The 15,359-nt window shown below is 67.3% G+C and carries 14 protein-coding genes; 12 read left to right on the forward strand and 2 right to left on the reverse strand.

Features of this window, described 5'->3' with window-relative positions; genetic code table 11:
- Positions 1-227 precede the first annotated feature (227 nt).
- Positions 228-1,793: a diguanylate cyclase gene (locus tag GT590_RS08970; RefSeq protein ID WP_240129837.1), complete on the forward strand. Its 1,566-nt coding sequence runs from the start codon at positions 228-230 to the stop codon at positions 1,791-1,793.
- Complete coding sequence (locus GT590_RS08975) at positions 1,780-3,090, forward strand: GGDEF domain-containing protein (RefSeq protein WP_161171032.1); 1,311 nt, start codon at positions 1,780-1,782, stop codon at positions 3,088-3,090. The genes GT590_RS08970 and GT590_RS08975 overlap by 14 nt, the downstream gene beginning before the upstream one ends.
- Before the next feature lie 73 nt (positions 3,091-3,163).
- On the opposite strand, the gene gdhA is transcribed toward GT590_RS08975, so the two are convergent.
- A complete protein-coding gene (gene gdhA, locus GT590_RS08980; protein WP_161171033.1) occupies positions 3,164-4,495 on the reverse strand; it encodes an NADP-specific glutamate dehydrogenase in 1,332 nt (443 codons plus the stop codon).
- Positions 4,496-4,728: 233 nt separating this feature from the next.
- Between gdhA and GT590_RS08985 the strand changes: the two genes are divergently transcribed.
- Genes GT590_RS08985 through GT590_RS09000 form a run of 4 tightly spaced genes read left to right on the forward strand, consistent with a single transcriptional unit; the run spans position 4,729 to position 8,590 of the window.
- On the forward strand, positions 4,729-6,084 hold the full coding sequence (locus GT590_RS08985) for a DUF2130 domain-containing protein (RefSeq protein ID WP_161171034.1): 1,356 nt from the start codon (positions 4,729-4,731) through the stop codon (positions 6,082-6,084).
- A gap of 55 nt (positions 6,085-6,139) precedes the next feature.
- The gene (locus tag GT590_RS08990) at positions 6,140-6,463 is read left to right on the forward strand and encodes an antitoxin PHD (RefSeq protein WP_154248557.1); all 324 of its coding nucleotides are present in this window, start codon (positions 6,140-6,142) and stop codon (positions 6,461-6,463) included.
- Entirely contained in the window at positions 6,460-6,789 is a 330-nt protein-coding gene (locus GT590_RS08995) for a type II toxin-antitoxin system RelE/ParE family toxin (protein WP_161171035.1), read from the forward strand. The genes GT590_RS08990 and GT590_RS08995 overlap by 4 nt, the downstream gene beginning before the upstream one ends.
- A 22-nt stretch (positions 6,790-6,811) precedes the next feature.
- Positions 6,812-8,590: a hypothetical protein gene (locus GT590_RS09000; protein ID WP_161171036.1), complete on the forward strand. Its 1,779-nt coding sequence runs from the start codon at positions 6,812-6,814 to the stop codon at positions 8,588-8,590.
- A gap of 12 nt (positions 8,591-8,602) precedes the next feature.
- Here GT590_RS09000 and GT590_RS09005 read toward each other — a convergent pair whose 3' ends face one another.
- Positions 8,603-9,097, reverse strand: coding sequence for a DUF188 domain-containing protein (locus tag GT590_RS09005; protein WP_161171037.1), 495 nt, complete (start codon positions 9,095-9,097; stop codon positions 8,603-8,605).
- Positions 9,098-9,292: 195 nt separating this feature from the next.
- Here GT590_RS09005 and dltA point away from each other — a divergent pair, with 195 nt between their 5' ends.
- Genes dltA through GT590_RS09035 form a run of 6 tightly spaced genes read left to right on the forward strand, consistent with a single transcriptional unit; the run spans position 9,293 to position 15,335 of the window.
- Positions 9,293-10,840, forward strand: a complete 1,548-nt coding sequence (dltA, locus tag GT590_RS09010; protein ID WP_161171038.1) for a D-alanine--poly(phosphoribitol) ligase subunit DltA — start codon at positions 9,293-9,295, stop codon at positions 10,838-10,840.
- Between the two features lie 16 nt (positions 10,841-10,856).
- A complete protein-coding gene (gene dltB / locus GT590_RS09015; RefSeq protein WP_161171039.1) occupies positions 10,857-12,029 on the forward strand; it encodes a D-alanyl-lipoteichoic acid biosynthesis protein DltB in 1,173 nt (390 codons plus the stop codon).
- Positions 12,022-12,276 (forward strand): D-alanine--poly(phosphoribitol) ligase subunit DltC, encoded by a 255-nt coding sequence (gene dltC, locus GT590_RS09020; RefSeq protein ID WP_015538831.1) that lies wholly within the window; start codon positions 12,022-12,024, stop codon positions 12,274-12,276. Before dltB ends, dltC begins: the two co-directional genes overlap by 8 nt.
- Before the next feature lies 1 nt (position 12,277).
- A complete protein-coding gene (gene dltD, locus GT590_RS09025) occupies positions 12,278-13,558 on the forward strand; it encodes a D-alanyl-lipoteichoic acid biosynthesis protein DltD (RefSeq protein ID WP_161171040.1) in 1,281 nt (426 codons plus the stop codon).
- Entirely contained in the window at positions 13,558-13,731 is a 174-nt protein-coding gene (locus GT590_RS09030) for a hypothetical protein (RefSeq protein WP_161171041.1), read from the forward strand. Before dltD ends, GT590_RS09030 begins: the two co-directional genes overlap by 1 nt.
- Positions 13,731-15,335, forward strand: coding sequence for a serine hydrolase (locus tag GT590_RS09035; RefSeq protein WP_161171042.1), 1,605 nt, complete (start codon positions 13,731-13,733; stop codon positions 15,333-15,335). The genes GT590_RS09030 and GT590_RS09035 overlap by 1 nt, the downstream gene beginning before the upstream one ends.
- Positions 15,336-15,359 lie beyond the last annotated feature (24 nt).

A 15,359-nucleotide genomic window follows, 5' to 3' on the forward strand; every position in this document is an offset into this window, starting at 1 on the left:
CTGCGGAATCCGCCGCGCATCACCATCGGAGGCCCCGGCGATCGCCGGGGCCTCCGTGCGTTCGGGCCCCGACGGATGGGGGCGGTCGTGCGGAGAAGCCTCGCGATCCCGGAGATCCCGGAAACGGCCGGATCGAAGGCCGGATCGAAAGGAAACCTATTCGAGACGGTATCGGCGGGGGGGGGGTGGTATACTCTAGCTTCCAGGCATATGAGAGGGATTACGTATTGGCACAGATCGCAGCACGACCCGGCAGGGTATCGCAGTTCACGTTCCGGCGCATGGCCGGGTGCGGCTTCGCGCTTGCAGCGGCGTTTTTGCTGGTCGTGTGCGTGACGGGGGCGGTGTTCGCGGTTCTGGACATGCAGGACGAGGCCGATGTGTCCGTCGCCGCCGCCAAGCCCCAGATAGAATCGGGCATCGAGGAGTCGTTCAAGCTGCTCGAAACGCTGGCCGACCGTCCTGAGTTTTACGACGCTTCCGTCCCCGTCATGGACAAGGTGGCGATCCTCGACCAGATCAACGAGCGCTACGGGTACTTTCTGCTGTGCTTCGTGGACGAGGATATCAACGTATGGGACGCCTCCGGCCCGGCCAGCCTCGCCAGCCGCGATTTCATGCAGAAGCTGTACTCCACGGGAACCCGTCTCGTCACCGACAGCTTCGCGGCCGGAGCCGACGGCGTGACGCTCAACTACACCGTGCTCGTGCCCCTGTTCGACGGCGACAAGATGACGGGTTCGCTGTTCGTCTCGCTGTACTTCGACGACATGGTCGACGTGCTCGAGCGGAGCGCGTCCAGCGAGGACGTGTCGTCGGTGCTCGTCGGCAGCCGCGGCCAGGTCATGTCGAGCTCGTCGGGCTTCGCGTACGACGATCGCTTCCTCGACCCGATCCGCAGCCACATCGCCTTCGGCATGACGGCCGATGCGATCGAGGAAGAGCTGCTGTCCCTCAATCCGGTGAGCTTCTGGACGGTCGACGGGCTCGACCTGCGTTATTATGCGGTGGAGCCGATAGCGAACACCAGCTGGGACGCGGTGTGCGTCACGAGCTTTTGGGCCGCGTACGCGAAGATCATGCGCGCGCTCGCCCCGTTCGTCGCCATCGTGCTCGCGCTCATCGCAGGCGCCTTCATGCTGCTGCGGGCCGATTTCGCGCGGCAGACGGAAAATGCCCGCATGCTGGAGCAGTCGGTCGAGGATCTGCAGAAGACCATGTTCGACGAGCGCCATCGCGGCGACGCCGACGTGACCGACATCCTCGAGCTCACGTCGTCGGGGCTTTCCGACGGCTTGACCGGCGTCGTCACCCGGTCGGTGTTCTCGAGCAGGCTCGAGAACCTTCTCGAGGATGCGCACGGCGGCTCCCTGTACGCATTGTGCTTCGTGGACCTCGACGATTTCAAGCACGTCAACGACGCTTACGGCCACGCCGCCGGGGACGCCGCCCTGAAAAACGTCGGGTACGTGCTGCGCACGTACGAACGGCGCTACGACGGGCTGGTAGGCCGTTACGGCGGCGACGAGTTCGTGCTGCTCATGACCGATCTTGACGACGAGGACGAGTTGCTCGACGTCCTTGCCGGCATGGTGGCCGATCTCAGCTTGGACCTGCAGTTCGGCGACGAGGCGTTCAAGCTGCACTGCAGCGTGGGCGCGGCGGTATGGGACGGCGCGATCGGCATCGACGAGCTGACGGAGCAGGCAGACCAGGCCCTGTACCGTGCCAAGCATCAAGGCAAAGGAAGGTTCAGCGTGTTCGGCGACGGGAGCGTCAGTGAAGCGACGTAAGGTACGGGGCGCGATCGGGTTCGTCGGCTACGTCCTCGCCGTCTGCGCGCTGATGGCGTCGCTCGGCTCGTTCGTCTACGGCGAGGTGGGCGCGATCCGCCACCGCGAGGCCGAGGACCTGCTCAGGTGCTTTCAAGAGGCCATGGTCTCGAAGCTTCACGGCGAGGTGAGCCAGGTGGACGACCTGGTTGCGGTTCTCACGGCGAGTTCCGGAGATGCCGCGGGGTTCCCCGCGCTGGCCGAAGAGGCGATCGGGCGCGAGGGGGTCGCCTACGTCGCGTACGTGCAGGACGAGACGATGGCGTACGCATTTCCCGAAGACACGTTCGGCGGCACGGTGGGGAAGGACCTGTCCGCGTTTCCCTACGTGTACACTTTGGCGAAGGTCACGGACGATTTCGTCGTCGAGGGCCCGGTGAGCCTCGACAGCGGCGAAAGCGCGTTCCTGTTCATCAAACCGGTGAACGTCGACGGCGCTTTCGTCGGCGAGGTCGCGGTGGGGGTGAGCGAGCCGTACGTTATCGAGCAGCTGGACCTCTCGTCGCTTGAGGGATACGGGTACCGTTACGAGCTGTGGGCGGTCAGCCCGCAAGACGGCAGCAAAAACGTGATCGCGACGTCCGAAGGAGGAAGCGATTTCTCCCATGCGGCGAAGTCCGAGTTCAACATGCCCACGCAATGGACGCTGTCGATCATGCCCGAGGAAGGCTGGGTTCCCCGAGATTGGACGATGTTCATCGTCGCAGGGGCAAGCGCGACCGCGCTCTCGCTGATCGGGCTGGGCGGCGCGATCGCGTTGCGGCTCAGGGATCGCCGCCGTCGCATCGAAGAGGCTGCGCGCGATCGCGAAACGGGCCTGCTGACGTACCGCGCGCTCGTCGACAAGCTCGAACGCGACGCGGGAAGGGCGGGGGATCCCCTTCGGTGGACGATCATCTGCCTGACGGTGGACGATTTCGAGCCTACCGCCCGCACGCTGGGTTGGGAAGCCCGGCGCGATTACCTCGAGCGGGTGCATGCCGGCATCGATGCCGTGATGGAGGGCGCGTACGAGGCGGCGCGGATCAGCGGAGCGAGCTTCGTGATCGTGGTCGAGGGCTACATGGTCAGGCGCGCGCTCGGCGACCTCATGCGCGCGCTCGAGCTGGCGCTGCTGTGGAAGGTGCGCATCGACGGCAAGAAGGCGTTCTGCATGGCGCGCTCGGCCGCGGTGCGCTTTCCCGAGGACGGCAGCGACCCCGGGGCGCTTGTGGAGCGCACGGTGTCGCTGCTGGAACGCGACCGCCCCGACCGTTAGCCTTGCTCCCTTCGGGAAAGCGAACGGCCCCGAAGACGGGGCCGTTCGTTGCGCGAGGTGAAGGCTGCGCCGCCTACACGATGCCCTGGGCCATCATGGCGTCGGCGAGCTTCTTGAAGCCGGCGATGTTGGCGCCCATGACGTAGTTGCCCTCGTGGCCGTACTCCTTTGCCGCGTCGTCGGCCGCATGGTAGATGTTCTTCATGATCTCCTGCAGCTTGCCGTCCACTTCCTCGAACGTCCAGGACAGGCGCTCGGAGTTCTGCGACATCTCGAGGCCGGAGGTGGCCACGCCGCCGGCGTTCGCCGCCTTGCCCGGGCAGAACACCACGCCGTTGTCCATGAGGTAGTCGGTGGCGTCCATCGTCGTGGGCATGTTGGCGCCCTCGGCGACGATCTTGCAGCCGTTGGCCGCGAGTTGCTCGGCGTCGTCGATCAAGAGCTCGTTCTGCGTGGCGCAGGGCAGGGCGATGTCCACGGGCACGCTCCACACGCCGCGGCCCTCATGGTACTCGACGCCCTCCTTGCGCTCGGCATACTCGGAGATGCGGGCGCGCTCCACTTCCTTGATCTGCTTCACGAGGTCGAGGTCGATGCCCGCCGGGTCGTGGATCCAGCCGGTGGAGTCGGAGAGGGTGACCACCTTCGCGCCGAGCTGCTGCGCCTTCTCGGTGGCGTAGATGGCGACGTTGCCCGAGCCGGACACGGCCACCGTCTTGCCCTCGAAGGAGTCGTCGTGGCAGTTCAGGTACTCCTGTACGAAGTAGACCAGGCCGTAGCCGGTGGCCTGCGTGCGCGCGAGCGACCCGCCGTAGGACAGGCCCTTGCCGGTGAGCACGCCCTCCCACACGTTCTTGATGCGCTTGTACTGGCCGAACATGAAGCCTACCTCGCGGGCGCCCGTGCCGATGTCGCCGGCCGGCACGTCGGTGTCGGCGCCGATGTGGCGGAACAGCTCGGTCATGAAGCTCTGGCAGAAGCGCATGATCTCCATGTCGGACTTGCCCTTGGGATCGAAGTCGCAGCCGCCCTTGCCGCCGCCCATGGGCAGCGTGGTCAGGCTGTTCTTGAAGATCTGCTCGAAGCCGAGGAACTTGATGATGCCGAGGTTCACCGACGGGTGGAGGCGCAGGCCGCCCTTGTAGGGCCCGAGGCAGCTGTTGAACTGCACGCGGTAGCCGCGGTTGACGTGCACGTTGCCCGCGTCGTCGACCCAGGGCACGCGGAACATGACGACGCGCTCCGGCTCCACGAGGCGCTCGAGGAGCCCCGCCTTCTCGTAGGCGGGATCGGACTCGATGACCGGCTTGAGGGACGAGAGCACCTCCGTGACGGCCTGGATGAACTCGGGCTCGTTCGGATTCTTTTCCTTGACCTGCTCGATGACGTTATCGACGTAACCCATCTTGGCGGACCTCCATTCGTGCGGGTGACCATACTGCCTTCATTATAGGGAGCGAACTGCGACGGAAGCGCTTATTTAAACGATTCGAAACAAAACAGCATGAGGGAGGAGCGAAGGAGGCTAAGGGCGGCTCGCCGTCCCTTCCATGAAAACTTCGCCGTCTGTTCCGAAGGCGGGACAGCCGAGGGAGGGCCGATGCGGTAGAATCGGGGGACACGGGAGAAGGAGCGAGCATGAACGAGATCAAGTGCCCCCACTGCAACAAGATGTTCACCATCGACGAGGCCGGCTTCGCGGCCATCCTCAAGCAGGTGCGCGACGCCGAGTTCGACAAGGAGGTGCGCCGCCACGAAGAGCTGCTGGCCACCGAGAAGCAGCAGGCCGTGCAGCTGGCCGTGGCCGAGGCGCTGGGCAAGGCGCAGGGCGACGCCGCGAGCAAGGAGGCGCGCATCGCGGAGCTGGAGGCCCGCCTGGATGCGGCGGCGCGCGAGCGCGAGAACGAGGCGCGCCTCGCCCAGGCGGAGCGCGAGCGCGCGCTGGCCGACGCCGCAGCGGCGAAGGACGCCCGCATCGCCGAGCTCGAGCAGCTGGCCTCCTCGCAAAAGCGCGCTTTCGAGACCGAGAAGCAGCTGGCGGTCCAGCAGGCGCGCTCGGCCCTCGAGCGCGAGCGCGACGAGCTGGCGGCGCAGGTCAAGCTCAAAGACGCCGAGAAGTGCCAGGCCACCAGCGCCCTCAAGGAGCAGCTGGCCATCGAGCTCAAGGCGAAGGACGACATCATCGCCTACAAGGAGAGCGAGATCGAGCGCTACAAGGACATGAAGGCGCGCCTGTCCACCAAGCTCGTGGGCGAGTCGCTCGAGCAGCACTGCGAGGTTGAGTTCAACAAGCTGCGCGCCACGGCGTTCCCGCGCGCGTACTTCGAGAAGGACAACGATCAGTCCGGCGGCAGCAAGGGCGACTTCATCTTCCGCGAGTGCGACGAGGAGGGCAACGAGATCGTCTCCATCATGTTCGAGATGAAGAACGAGTCCGACGAGTCGGCCTACCGCCACAAGAACGAGGAGTTCTTCAAGAAGCTCGACGCCGACCGCGCGAAGAAAGGATGCGAGTACGCGGTGCTGGTCACCTTGCTCGAACCCGAGAGCGAGCTGTACAACCAGGGCATCGTGGACGTTTCGTACCGGTTCGAGAAGATGTACGTCATCCGGCCGCAGTTCTTCATCCCGATGATCTCCATCCTGCGCAACGCGGCGCTGAACTCGATGGCGTACAAGGCGGAGCTCGCCGTCGTGCGCAACCAGAACGTCGACATCACGAACTTCGAGGAGTCGATGGAGGCCTTCAAGGCGGGCTTCGCGCGCAACTACGACCTGGCCAGCCGCAAGTTCCAGACGGCCATCGACGAGATCGACAAGACCATCCTGCACTTGCAGAAGACGAAGGAAGCGCTCATGTCGTCCGAGAACAACCTGCGCCTGGCGAACAACAAGGCCCAAGACCTCACCATCAAGCGCCTGACGAGGAAGAACCCCACCATGAAGGCCGCCTTCGAAGCGTTGAAGGCCGAGCAAGAAGAGGACGCGTCGTAAATTGCCTTAAGTCGTGAAGATATGCTAGTATATTTTCACGACTTAAGGAGGTCGCATGGCAACACCCGCAGAGCTTTTGGACAACATGGTGCCGGTGTCGGCGTTCAGTCGGGGCAAGGCGGCGCAGGCCTTCTCGTCCGCGTCGAACTCCACTCCGGTCATCGTGCTGAAGAACAACGCGCCCTATCGCGTCATTACCACGCCCGACGAATACGCGTACCTGTCCGAAGTCGAAGCCGACATGGTGCTCATGGCGGAGGCGATGGCGCGTTTGACGGCGAACCAGGACGCAGGCTTCCTGTCCGCCGACGAGGTGTACGCCGACCTGGGCATCGCTCCCGAGGATATCGCCGCAGCCGACGACGTGGACCTGTCATGACATGGGAGCTTTCGTTTCTCCCCGAAGCGCAGGAAGATTTGAGGAGCCTTGACGGATCGCAGCGCATCCGCGTCGCGAAGGCGATCGCCAAGGTTCAGGAGAACCCCTTGCCCGCATCCGAGGGCGGTTGCGGAAAGCCTCTCGGCAACAAGCGCGTATCCCAGCTCAGCGGATTGATGAAGGTGAAATTGAAGTCAGACGGCATCCGCATCGTGTACAAGTTGGAGCGAGCCGAGCATGCTATGCGCATCGTCGTCATCGGGGTGCGATCCGACGATGCGGTCTACCGCGAAGCGCAGAAAAGGCGGGAGTCTCGCGGATTGTAATCTGAGTCGGACGGAGCGCAGCATGCGGCACGATGGCGAATCGGCGGGAAACGAAGCGAGCGGCTCGATGCTCGCTCGGGCGGGGTACGCGCTGGCGGGCACGCTCGTCGCAGTGCTCGCGGCATGGCTCCTCTCGCTCGTCGTGCCGTCGGCGCACCCCGGGTTCCTCGAGCTCTTCGCGTTCGTGGCCTCGATGAGCGCGGTGCTCATGCTGTGGGCGGCGTTCAAGCCCTCGCGCGGTTCGTCGGGCTCGGTGGCGCTCGAGGCGCTCGTCGTGTTCGCGACCATGATGCTCGTCCAGGCGGCAAGCGACTTCCTGCGCTCGCCGAGCCTGTTCTGCTATTCCAGCCCGCTCGTCTGGTTCTGGGGTTACGCGATCTTCATGGTGTACAGCGGGCTGGGTCTCGCGCTGCCGGTCGCATGGGCGCTCGGCAGCAGCGTGCGGTGGGCTCGGCGTTCGTGGGGCTGGGTCGCGGGCGAGGCCGCCTTCGTCCTGGCAGCGGGAGCGCTGGCCTCGGCCGGCATGCTCGACCTGTCCTCGAGCCTCCTCGGCTTCGCGTTCCAAGGCCTCGTCTTCGTGGCGGCCGCGCTGGCTGCGGCGGGCGCGGTCCAGCGGATCGTTTGCGAGCTCGTCTGGCGCTCGCGCGGGGAGCGCGCAGGCGATCCGCCGCCACGCCCGCACGCCCGACCGACTGTGCGCCCTGCAGCGCGTCCGGACGTTGCACCGCGAAGCAAGCTGCGCACGGCCTGCATAGCCGTGCTGGTCGTATCGGTGGCCGTCAGCGTGCTGTCGCTCGCGTTCTTCTTCATCTGCTACAAGCAGGCGATGACGCAGGGCCTGGTCATGCGCAACGTCGTGTACGATGTGCCGACCTTCTGCGTGCTGGCCACGTGCTTCGTCGCCATCCCGTTCGCCGCCATAGGCGCGGCGGTAGGGCCGGGCAAAGACTACCGCGTTGCAGGGTACGGGGTGCTCTGCGTGCTCGTGCTGCTCCCGGTCATGCTGTTCAGCTCGGCTCGTCTGGACGTTCCCGAGGAAACCGAGCTGCCCGACGGCACGATCGAGGTGGTGACGCCCGTGTGGCTCGACAAGCCGCGCGTGCAGCACGCCGTACCCGAAGGACCCCTGTTCATGCGCATGTTGCCCGACGCAAGCGAAGCCGCGGCTCCCGAAGTCGAAGAGCCGCTTCCGCGCGAGCAGTCGGGGTACTCCTACCATACGACCGGCACCATCGCGTCCATCGACGCGGAGGCGCGGACGCTCGAGCTGGCGGTGACGGATTCGACCGAGTACCTTGCCGTTGGCGAGCGCGTGACCGTCGAATGCGCGACGGCCGAGCATTTCGACGTCCCGTTCGACGAACTCGCGGTGGGGGAGACGGTGCAGATCCGCTCGACCGAGGCCTGCGCGGACGGGGTCGTCGTCGCGCAGAAGGTGTTCGTCGAGATCAGCGAGTACTACCGACCGGAAGACGGTCCCGAACGCAGCCTCGACGACATCCTCGCGTCGTACGATTGCCCCTACGCGATCACCGGCACGGTCACCTCGGCCGTCGGGGAGGGCGGGTTCTCGTTCCGTGTGGACGACGGGGGCGGATTCGTCGAGAACGGCACCGAGCTGCACGTGTCCGAAGCGTTCGTCGAGCGACGGCTGTACGGCATGAAGGGCTTGCAGTGGGGAATGGACGGGGTGGTCATCGGGTTCTCCGACCTGCCGGCCGAGGGCGTGCTGCGTGCGAAGGTGATCGTCGGCAACGACGACACGTCGTCCGACTACTGGGAGAACATGCCCGCCTCGTAATGAGCTACGTCCTCAGTCCCCCTCGCGCAACGCCTCGTCGACGAGGCGCCTGAGGTTCGCGCTGAACCGTTCGCGGTCGTCGTCCTCGAAGGCTGCGGGCCCCTTCGTGCGGCCGCCAAGCCGCCGCACCTTCTTCTCCTCGTGGCGGATGTGCATGTCGAGGTCGATGGTGCCCCGCGTGTACACGCGACCGCGCACGCCGATGGCCCGCGCGCCGCGCCCGAGCGCCATGGCGGCCAAGCCGATGTCCTGCGTCACCACGATGTCGCCGGGCTCGAGCTCCTGCACGATGGCGAAATCGGCCGCGTCGGCGCCGATGCCCACGGCAAGCGTGTCGACCCAGAACCCGTCGGTCGGCTTGCGCGGGTCGCCGCGCCGGATGTGGCGGGCCAGGTTCTGCGTCGCGTTGCCCGCGATGACTACGGGCAGCTTGCCCGCGCGCGCGACGGCGAGGGCCTCGGAGGTGACGGGGCAGGCGTCCGCGTCGATGTAGATCGTCGGTCTCATGGGCTCGCTTTCTTCTCGGGAGGCTCCAGTATACGGCAGGATCGTCCCGGACGAAGCGCGCGCGCCTCGCCAATGCGACGGGACGGTGACCGAAATGTGCGCAGACGGTGATCGGGGCGCGCCGTAGACATTTTATTGAGAAATGCGTCATAGATTCATCCCCGTTCGATTGGATAAAACGGCGGGAGGATCACCATGACGAGGGAGAACGAGTTCGTATGCGCCGTGGAGCGGCAGGTGCGCGCGCACCCGGAGGCGCCCGCCCACCGGGCGTCGGACGGGTCGACGATGACGTACGGCGAGTTATGGGCCGCCTCCGACCGCATTGCCGCCGCCCTGGCGGCGCGCACGGACGGGCGCGAACCGGTTGCGGTGCTCGGCTGCAAATCGGCGCTCATGTGCGCGGGCTTCCTCGGCTGCCTCAAGAGCGGCCACGCCTTCGTTCCCGTGGACGTGGAAATGCCGCCGTCGCGCCTCGCGGACATCATGTCCCAGCTCGGCGACCCGCTCGTGCTGACGACCGTACCCGTGCCGGCTCCCCTTGCCGCGGCGCTCCCTCCCGCTCGCGTGCTCGACGCGCGCACGGTCGTCGCCTCCTCCCATCCCGTGCGCGTGCCCGAGCGGGATAAATGGGTGACGGGCGAGGAGACGCAGTACCTCATCTTCACGTCCGGCTCCACCGGCCGGCCGAAGGGCATCGAGGTGAGCGCCCGCAACGTGGCCTGCTTCATGGCGTGGGTGCGCACGTTTCCCGTGATAGCGGAGGGCGGCCGGGTGTTCCTCGATCAGCCGCCGTACTCCTTCGACCTGTCCGAATACGAAGTGGTGGGCGCGCTGTCCACCGGCGGCTGCCTGCACGCCGTCTCGCGCGAGGAGACGGAGGACCTGCGCGCCCTGTTCGCCGACCTGCGCTCCTCGGGCGTGGAGGTGTGGACGTCCACGCCCTCGTTCGCCGATCTGTGCCTGGCCGACAAGAGCTTCGCCCAGGAGCTGCTGCCCGACGTGCGCCTGTTCCTGTTCTGCGGCGAGGCCCTGCGCCATTCCACGGCCGCGGCCCTGCGCGAGCGTTTCCCGCGCGCCCGCATCGTGAACACCTACGGCCCCACCGAATCCACCGTGGCCGTGACTTACGTCGAGATCGGCGCGGCGGAGCTGGCCGACGCGCGCCCGCTGCCGGTGGGCACGGCGCGTCCCGGCACCGAGCTCTTCATCGTCGATCCCGAGACGGGCGCGCCCTGCGCCGTGGGGCAGACGGGCGAGATCGTCATCGTGGGCGACACGGTGGCCAAAGGCTATTTCCGCAACCCCGAGAAGACGGCGGCGGCGTTCTTCGAGACGCGGCTTTCCGACGGCACGCCGACGCGCGGCTACCGCACGGGCGATGCGGGCCATCTCGACGAGGGCGGCATGCTGTACTGCGACGGGCGCTTCGATTCGCTCGTGAAGGTGAACGGATTCCGTATCGAGCTCGAGGATGTGGAGGAGAACCTCGGCGCGCTTCCGCTCGTGAAGCAGGCGGCCGTCGTGCCCGTGCGTCGCAAAGAGCGCATCGTGTACCTGAAGGCGTGCGTCGTGCTGCAGGAGCGTCCTGCTGGCACCGACTTCGAGATCGGCCGCCTCATCAAGGCGCGGCTCGCCGAGCGCGTGCCCGGCTACATGGTGCCGCGGGCCGTGTCGCTCGTCGGGGAGCTGCCGCTCACCTGCAACGGCAAGGTGGACCGCAAAGCGCTGGCCGAGGCATGAGGCATGGCGGGCATTGATGACGTTCTACGCCGATCCGAGCTTCTTCGCGCTGCTGGCGCTGGCCGTGGCGGGCGCCGCCTTCCTCGGCCTGCGCGAGAAACCGCTCGCGCGCTACGGCATGGCCGCCTCGGTCGTGTTCCTGGCATGCCTGTTCTGCAAGGACCTTCCGGGTTTGATCGCCGCTGCGGGCTTCGTGGTCGTGGCCGTGCTGTCGATGCGCTGGGTGCTGGCCGCGCCGCGTTCCAACCTGCGCTTCGCCGTGGCGTTCGCGCTCACGCTGCTGCCGCTCGTGTCGGCGAAGGCGGGCGCGGTGTTCGATCAGAACCTGCTGGGCTTCATGGGCGTGTCCTACATCACGTTCAAGGCGCTGCAGGTGCTGTTCGAGGTGCGCGACGGCGTGATCAAGGAATGCGGGCTGTTCGACTACCTGTACTTCCTGCTGTTCTTCCCCGTGTTCACGTCGGGTCCCATCGACCGGTCGCGCCGCTTCGCCGAGGACGCGCGGGCGGTGCGCTCGCGCGACGAGTACGCGGGCCTCTTGGCGCGCGGCATCCTGCTCGTGCTCGTCGGGCTCGTGTACACCTTCGTCGTGGCCGCGTGGCTCCACCGCTTCTACGTCCCCGCAACGTGGGGCTCGGGGCCGTTTTTGACCGAGCTGGCCGCGCAGGTGCAGACGGCGTACGTGTACGGGCTGTACCTGTTCTTCGACTTCGCGGGGTACAGCCTCATGGCGATGGGGGCGAGCTACTGCTTCGGCATCCGCACGCCGCGCAACTTCCGCGCCCCGTTCGCCTCGCTCGACATCAAGGACTTCTGGAACCGGTGGAACATCACGCTGTCGTTCTGGCTGCGCGACTTCGTGTTCATGCGCTTCTCGCGGCTCGCGCTCAAGAAGCGCTGGTTCGCGAGCCGCCTGACCACGGCGTGCTGGGGCTTCGTGTTCGACATGGCCCTCATGGGCGCCTGGCACGGCCTGACGGCCGACTACCTGCTGTACGGCCTGTTCCACGGCCTGCTGCTCGCAGGCACCGAGGCGTTTCAGAAGAAATCGAAGTTCTACAAGAAGCATAAGAACAATCCCGCGTTCAAGGCGCTGTCCTGGTTCGTCACCTTGCAGTTGGTGATGTTCGGGTTCGCGCTGTTCTCGGGGCAGATAACGATGCTCGTGAAGGGAGCGTTCCATGGCTGAGACGGATCATGCGGAACTCGAGGAGAAGATGCTCGACATCCTGGAGGAGGTGTGCGGCGACGACGAGGTGCGCGCCCGTCGCGACGAGGACCTGTTCGCCCTCGGGCTGCTCGACTCGATGGGCGCCATCGAGCTGCTGGTGGACATCGAGGACGTCTTCGGCGTGTGCATCGCGCCCACCGAGGTGGAGCGCGACGAGATGAACACGGTGAACCTCATCATCCACCAGGTGGAGATCAGGCTCTAGCATGGCGAAGCCGTCGAACAACCGGGGCGCGGCGCCAACGGGCATGGCGCTTTTGCGCGGCGTTCTCGTCGGGCTGCTCGTGGCCGCGCTCGTGCTGACGGGCGCGTGCTTCGCGTTGCCGGCGCAGGACGCGCACGACCCCGCGCGCCTGTACGACTACGTGTACTCGGGCGTGAAGTCCGAAAGCACGGCGTTCACGCTGTCTGCCATGAGCGACGACGGGCATGTGGCGTTCGGGTCGTCGGAGTTCTTCATCTCGAAGGACAAGGTGGCGCAGTGCCCGCAGGCGGTGTTCGGCGAGCAGGTGTGCGGCGTGGACCTCACGTACGTGGGCGAGGCCTACGATCAGAGCCTGTGGCAGGCCATCGCGGCCGGCGCGTACGGCAGCGCGGTGCAGAACAAGAAGGCGATGCTGGTCGTGTCGCCGCAGTGGTTCTTCAAGAACAACGGGGACCAGGGCAAGTTCGCCTCGAAGTTCTCGTCGACGCTGTACCGGCAGTTCGCGGGCAACCCGAACATCTCGGACGAGACGAAGGCGTACGTGCGCTCGCGCGTCGAGCAGCTGGGCGTGGACGCGAAGACGACGGCCGCCGCGCACCGCGACACCGTGCTCGACGCGGTCAACGACGTGGCGGCCGCGTTCGCCGACGACCTGAGCCTGCGCGCCCAGCTGCCGGGCGTCGTGGAGAAGGCGCCGCTCAAGAGTCCCGTGCGCGCCGCCGGGGCGCCCACGGGCGAGCCCGATTGGAACGCGCTGCTCGCGCAGGCCGACGCGTCGGGCGACGAGGCGTGCACGACGAACAGCTACGGCATCTACGACGCCTACTGGGAGAAGAACTCCGGGTACGACGTGGAGCGCGGGCAGAACTTCTCCGAGGCCGACGACGAGTACGCCGACTTCTCGTGCTTCCTCGACGTGTGCCGCGAGGTGGGCCTCGAGCCGCTCGTGGTCATCCTGCCCGTGCACGGCGCCTGGTACGACCGCGAGGGCGTGCCCGCGAGCGAGCGGCAGGCGTACTACGAGCGCATCCGCGGGCTGTGCGACAAGGCGGGCGCGGCCTACGCCGACTTCTCCACCTGCGAGTACGAGAAGTACTTCCTCTGCGATACCGTGCACCCCGGGTGGCGCGGATGGGTGCGCATCGAGCAGGCGTTCTACGACTTCGTGCACGATCGCGACGACGCGTTCCTCGGCGGGGGTTCCTTCGGCGCGGCGGAAGGGCTCGACGCGGCGGGCAACGCGGGCGCTTCGCTCGTCGGCGTGGGGGAGGAGGCCTCGTGATGGCGCGGGCGAAACGGGTTGCGGAGGCCGTGCGCTCGGCGGTGGAGGCGCGCCCCTGCGCGCTGGGCGCCCTCGCGGCGGCGGCCGTCGTGGCGATGGCGATGCTGGTGGGGTGGTACCTCCTGTTCTCGGGCATGAACGAGCCGGTGCAGTTCGTGTACAGCAGCTTCTGATGGCGCGGGCGGGACGGATAGCGGCCGCGGCCGCCGTGCTCCTCGCGTGCGCGGTGCTGCTGCCCTCGTGCGCTGCGCGGGCGAACGGGGAGCCGCCGCTGATCGGAGGTGCGGACGCGCCGCTCGCGGAGAGGGGCGGCGAGGGCGTCGACGCGCCGTCCGCTCCCGACGACGCCGACGGCCCGGCCCCCGACGATGCGGCCATCGATCTCGACGGCCTCGACGATGCCGCGCCGCCCGAGGGGTTCGAGCCGGAGGGCGCCGCGCTCGAGACGCGCTTGGACGCCTACCTGCGCGAGAACGTGCCGCGCACGGGCGTGCCCGGCGTGGCCGTCGCCGTCGTGGACGCCGACGGCGTGCGCTACCTCGACACGTTCGGCGACTGCCCCGGCGCGGACGCCCCCTTCATCATCGGCTCGCTGAGCAAGTCGTTCACCGCGGCAGCCGTCATGCAGCTGGCAGAGCAGGGGCTCGTCGACCTCGACGCGCCCGCGTCGTCCTACGCGCCCGGCTACGACGTGCCCGACGAGGTGACGGTGCGCAGCCTGCTCAACCAGACGAGCGGCTTCGGGTACGATGAATCCCTCGCCGATGCGCAGGTGGGCGACACCTTCGGCTCCTTCTCCTACGCGAACGCGAACTACGACCTGCTCGGCCGCGTCATCGAGGGCGCGACGGGCGAGACGTACGCAGCCTACCTCGACGAGCACGTGCTGGGTCCGCTCGGCATGGCCTCGTCGACGGCGGACGCGGACGAGGCGGCGGCGCTCGGCATGGCCCCGGGGCATCGCGACTGGTTCGGCCTGCACCTCGCCGACGGGTTCCGGCATGCGCAGGGCGACTCCGCGTGGGGCGGTCCCGCGTCGGGGTACGTGGCCGCAAGCGCGGAGGACATGGCTTCCTACCTGCGGATGTACCTGAACGACGGCGCGACCGACGGCGGTGCGCGCGTGCTGTCGCCCGACAGCGTGCGAAGCATGTTCCTCGACCGCGTGCCCGACCCTGCGGGGGACACGTACTACGGCATGGGATGGACGTCGTTTTACTGGGACGACGGGGAGCTGGTGCTGTCGCACGACGGGCAGGTGGAGAACTACGTGGCCAGCATGTGCCTGCTGCCCGAGCGCGGCATCGGCGTGGCGGTGCTCGGCGACGCCAACGACAATGCCGGCGGCAACGACCGCTTCTTCGACCTGGCCGGCGGCGTGGTGAGCGTGGCCATCGGCGCGGAAGGCGAGCCGGTCGACGGCTCGTGGACGGCGCAGTGGCGGCAGCGGACCGACGTGCTGTACGCCTGCGCCCTGCTGGCCGCCGCGGCTCCGCTGCTTCTGACGGGCCGTTGGCGTCGACGGCTGGCCTCGGTGCCGCGCCGGCGCCTGCTCGCGCAAGGTCTCGGTCTGCATGCGGCTCTGCCCGTCGCGATTCTCGCCCTCCCGTTGCAGTGGGGCGTGCCCTGGCGCGATCTGCTCGCGTTCTCGCCCGACGCCGCGCTCGTGCTCGCCCTAAGCGCCGCGCTGCTCGTCGTCGCGGGGGCGGCGAAGCTCGCGCTGCTCGCGACGACGCCGGCGGCGAAACCTCCTCCCCGAAGCGCGCGAATGCGATAAGATGACTCCTTCACCGTAGATCGA

Source organism: Eggerthella sp. BIOML-A1 (genome assembly GCF_009875595.1).
Lineage (GTDB): Bacteria > Actinomycetota > Coriobacteriia > Coriobacteriales > Eggerthellaceae > Eggerthella > Eggerthella lenta.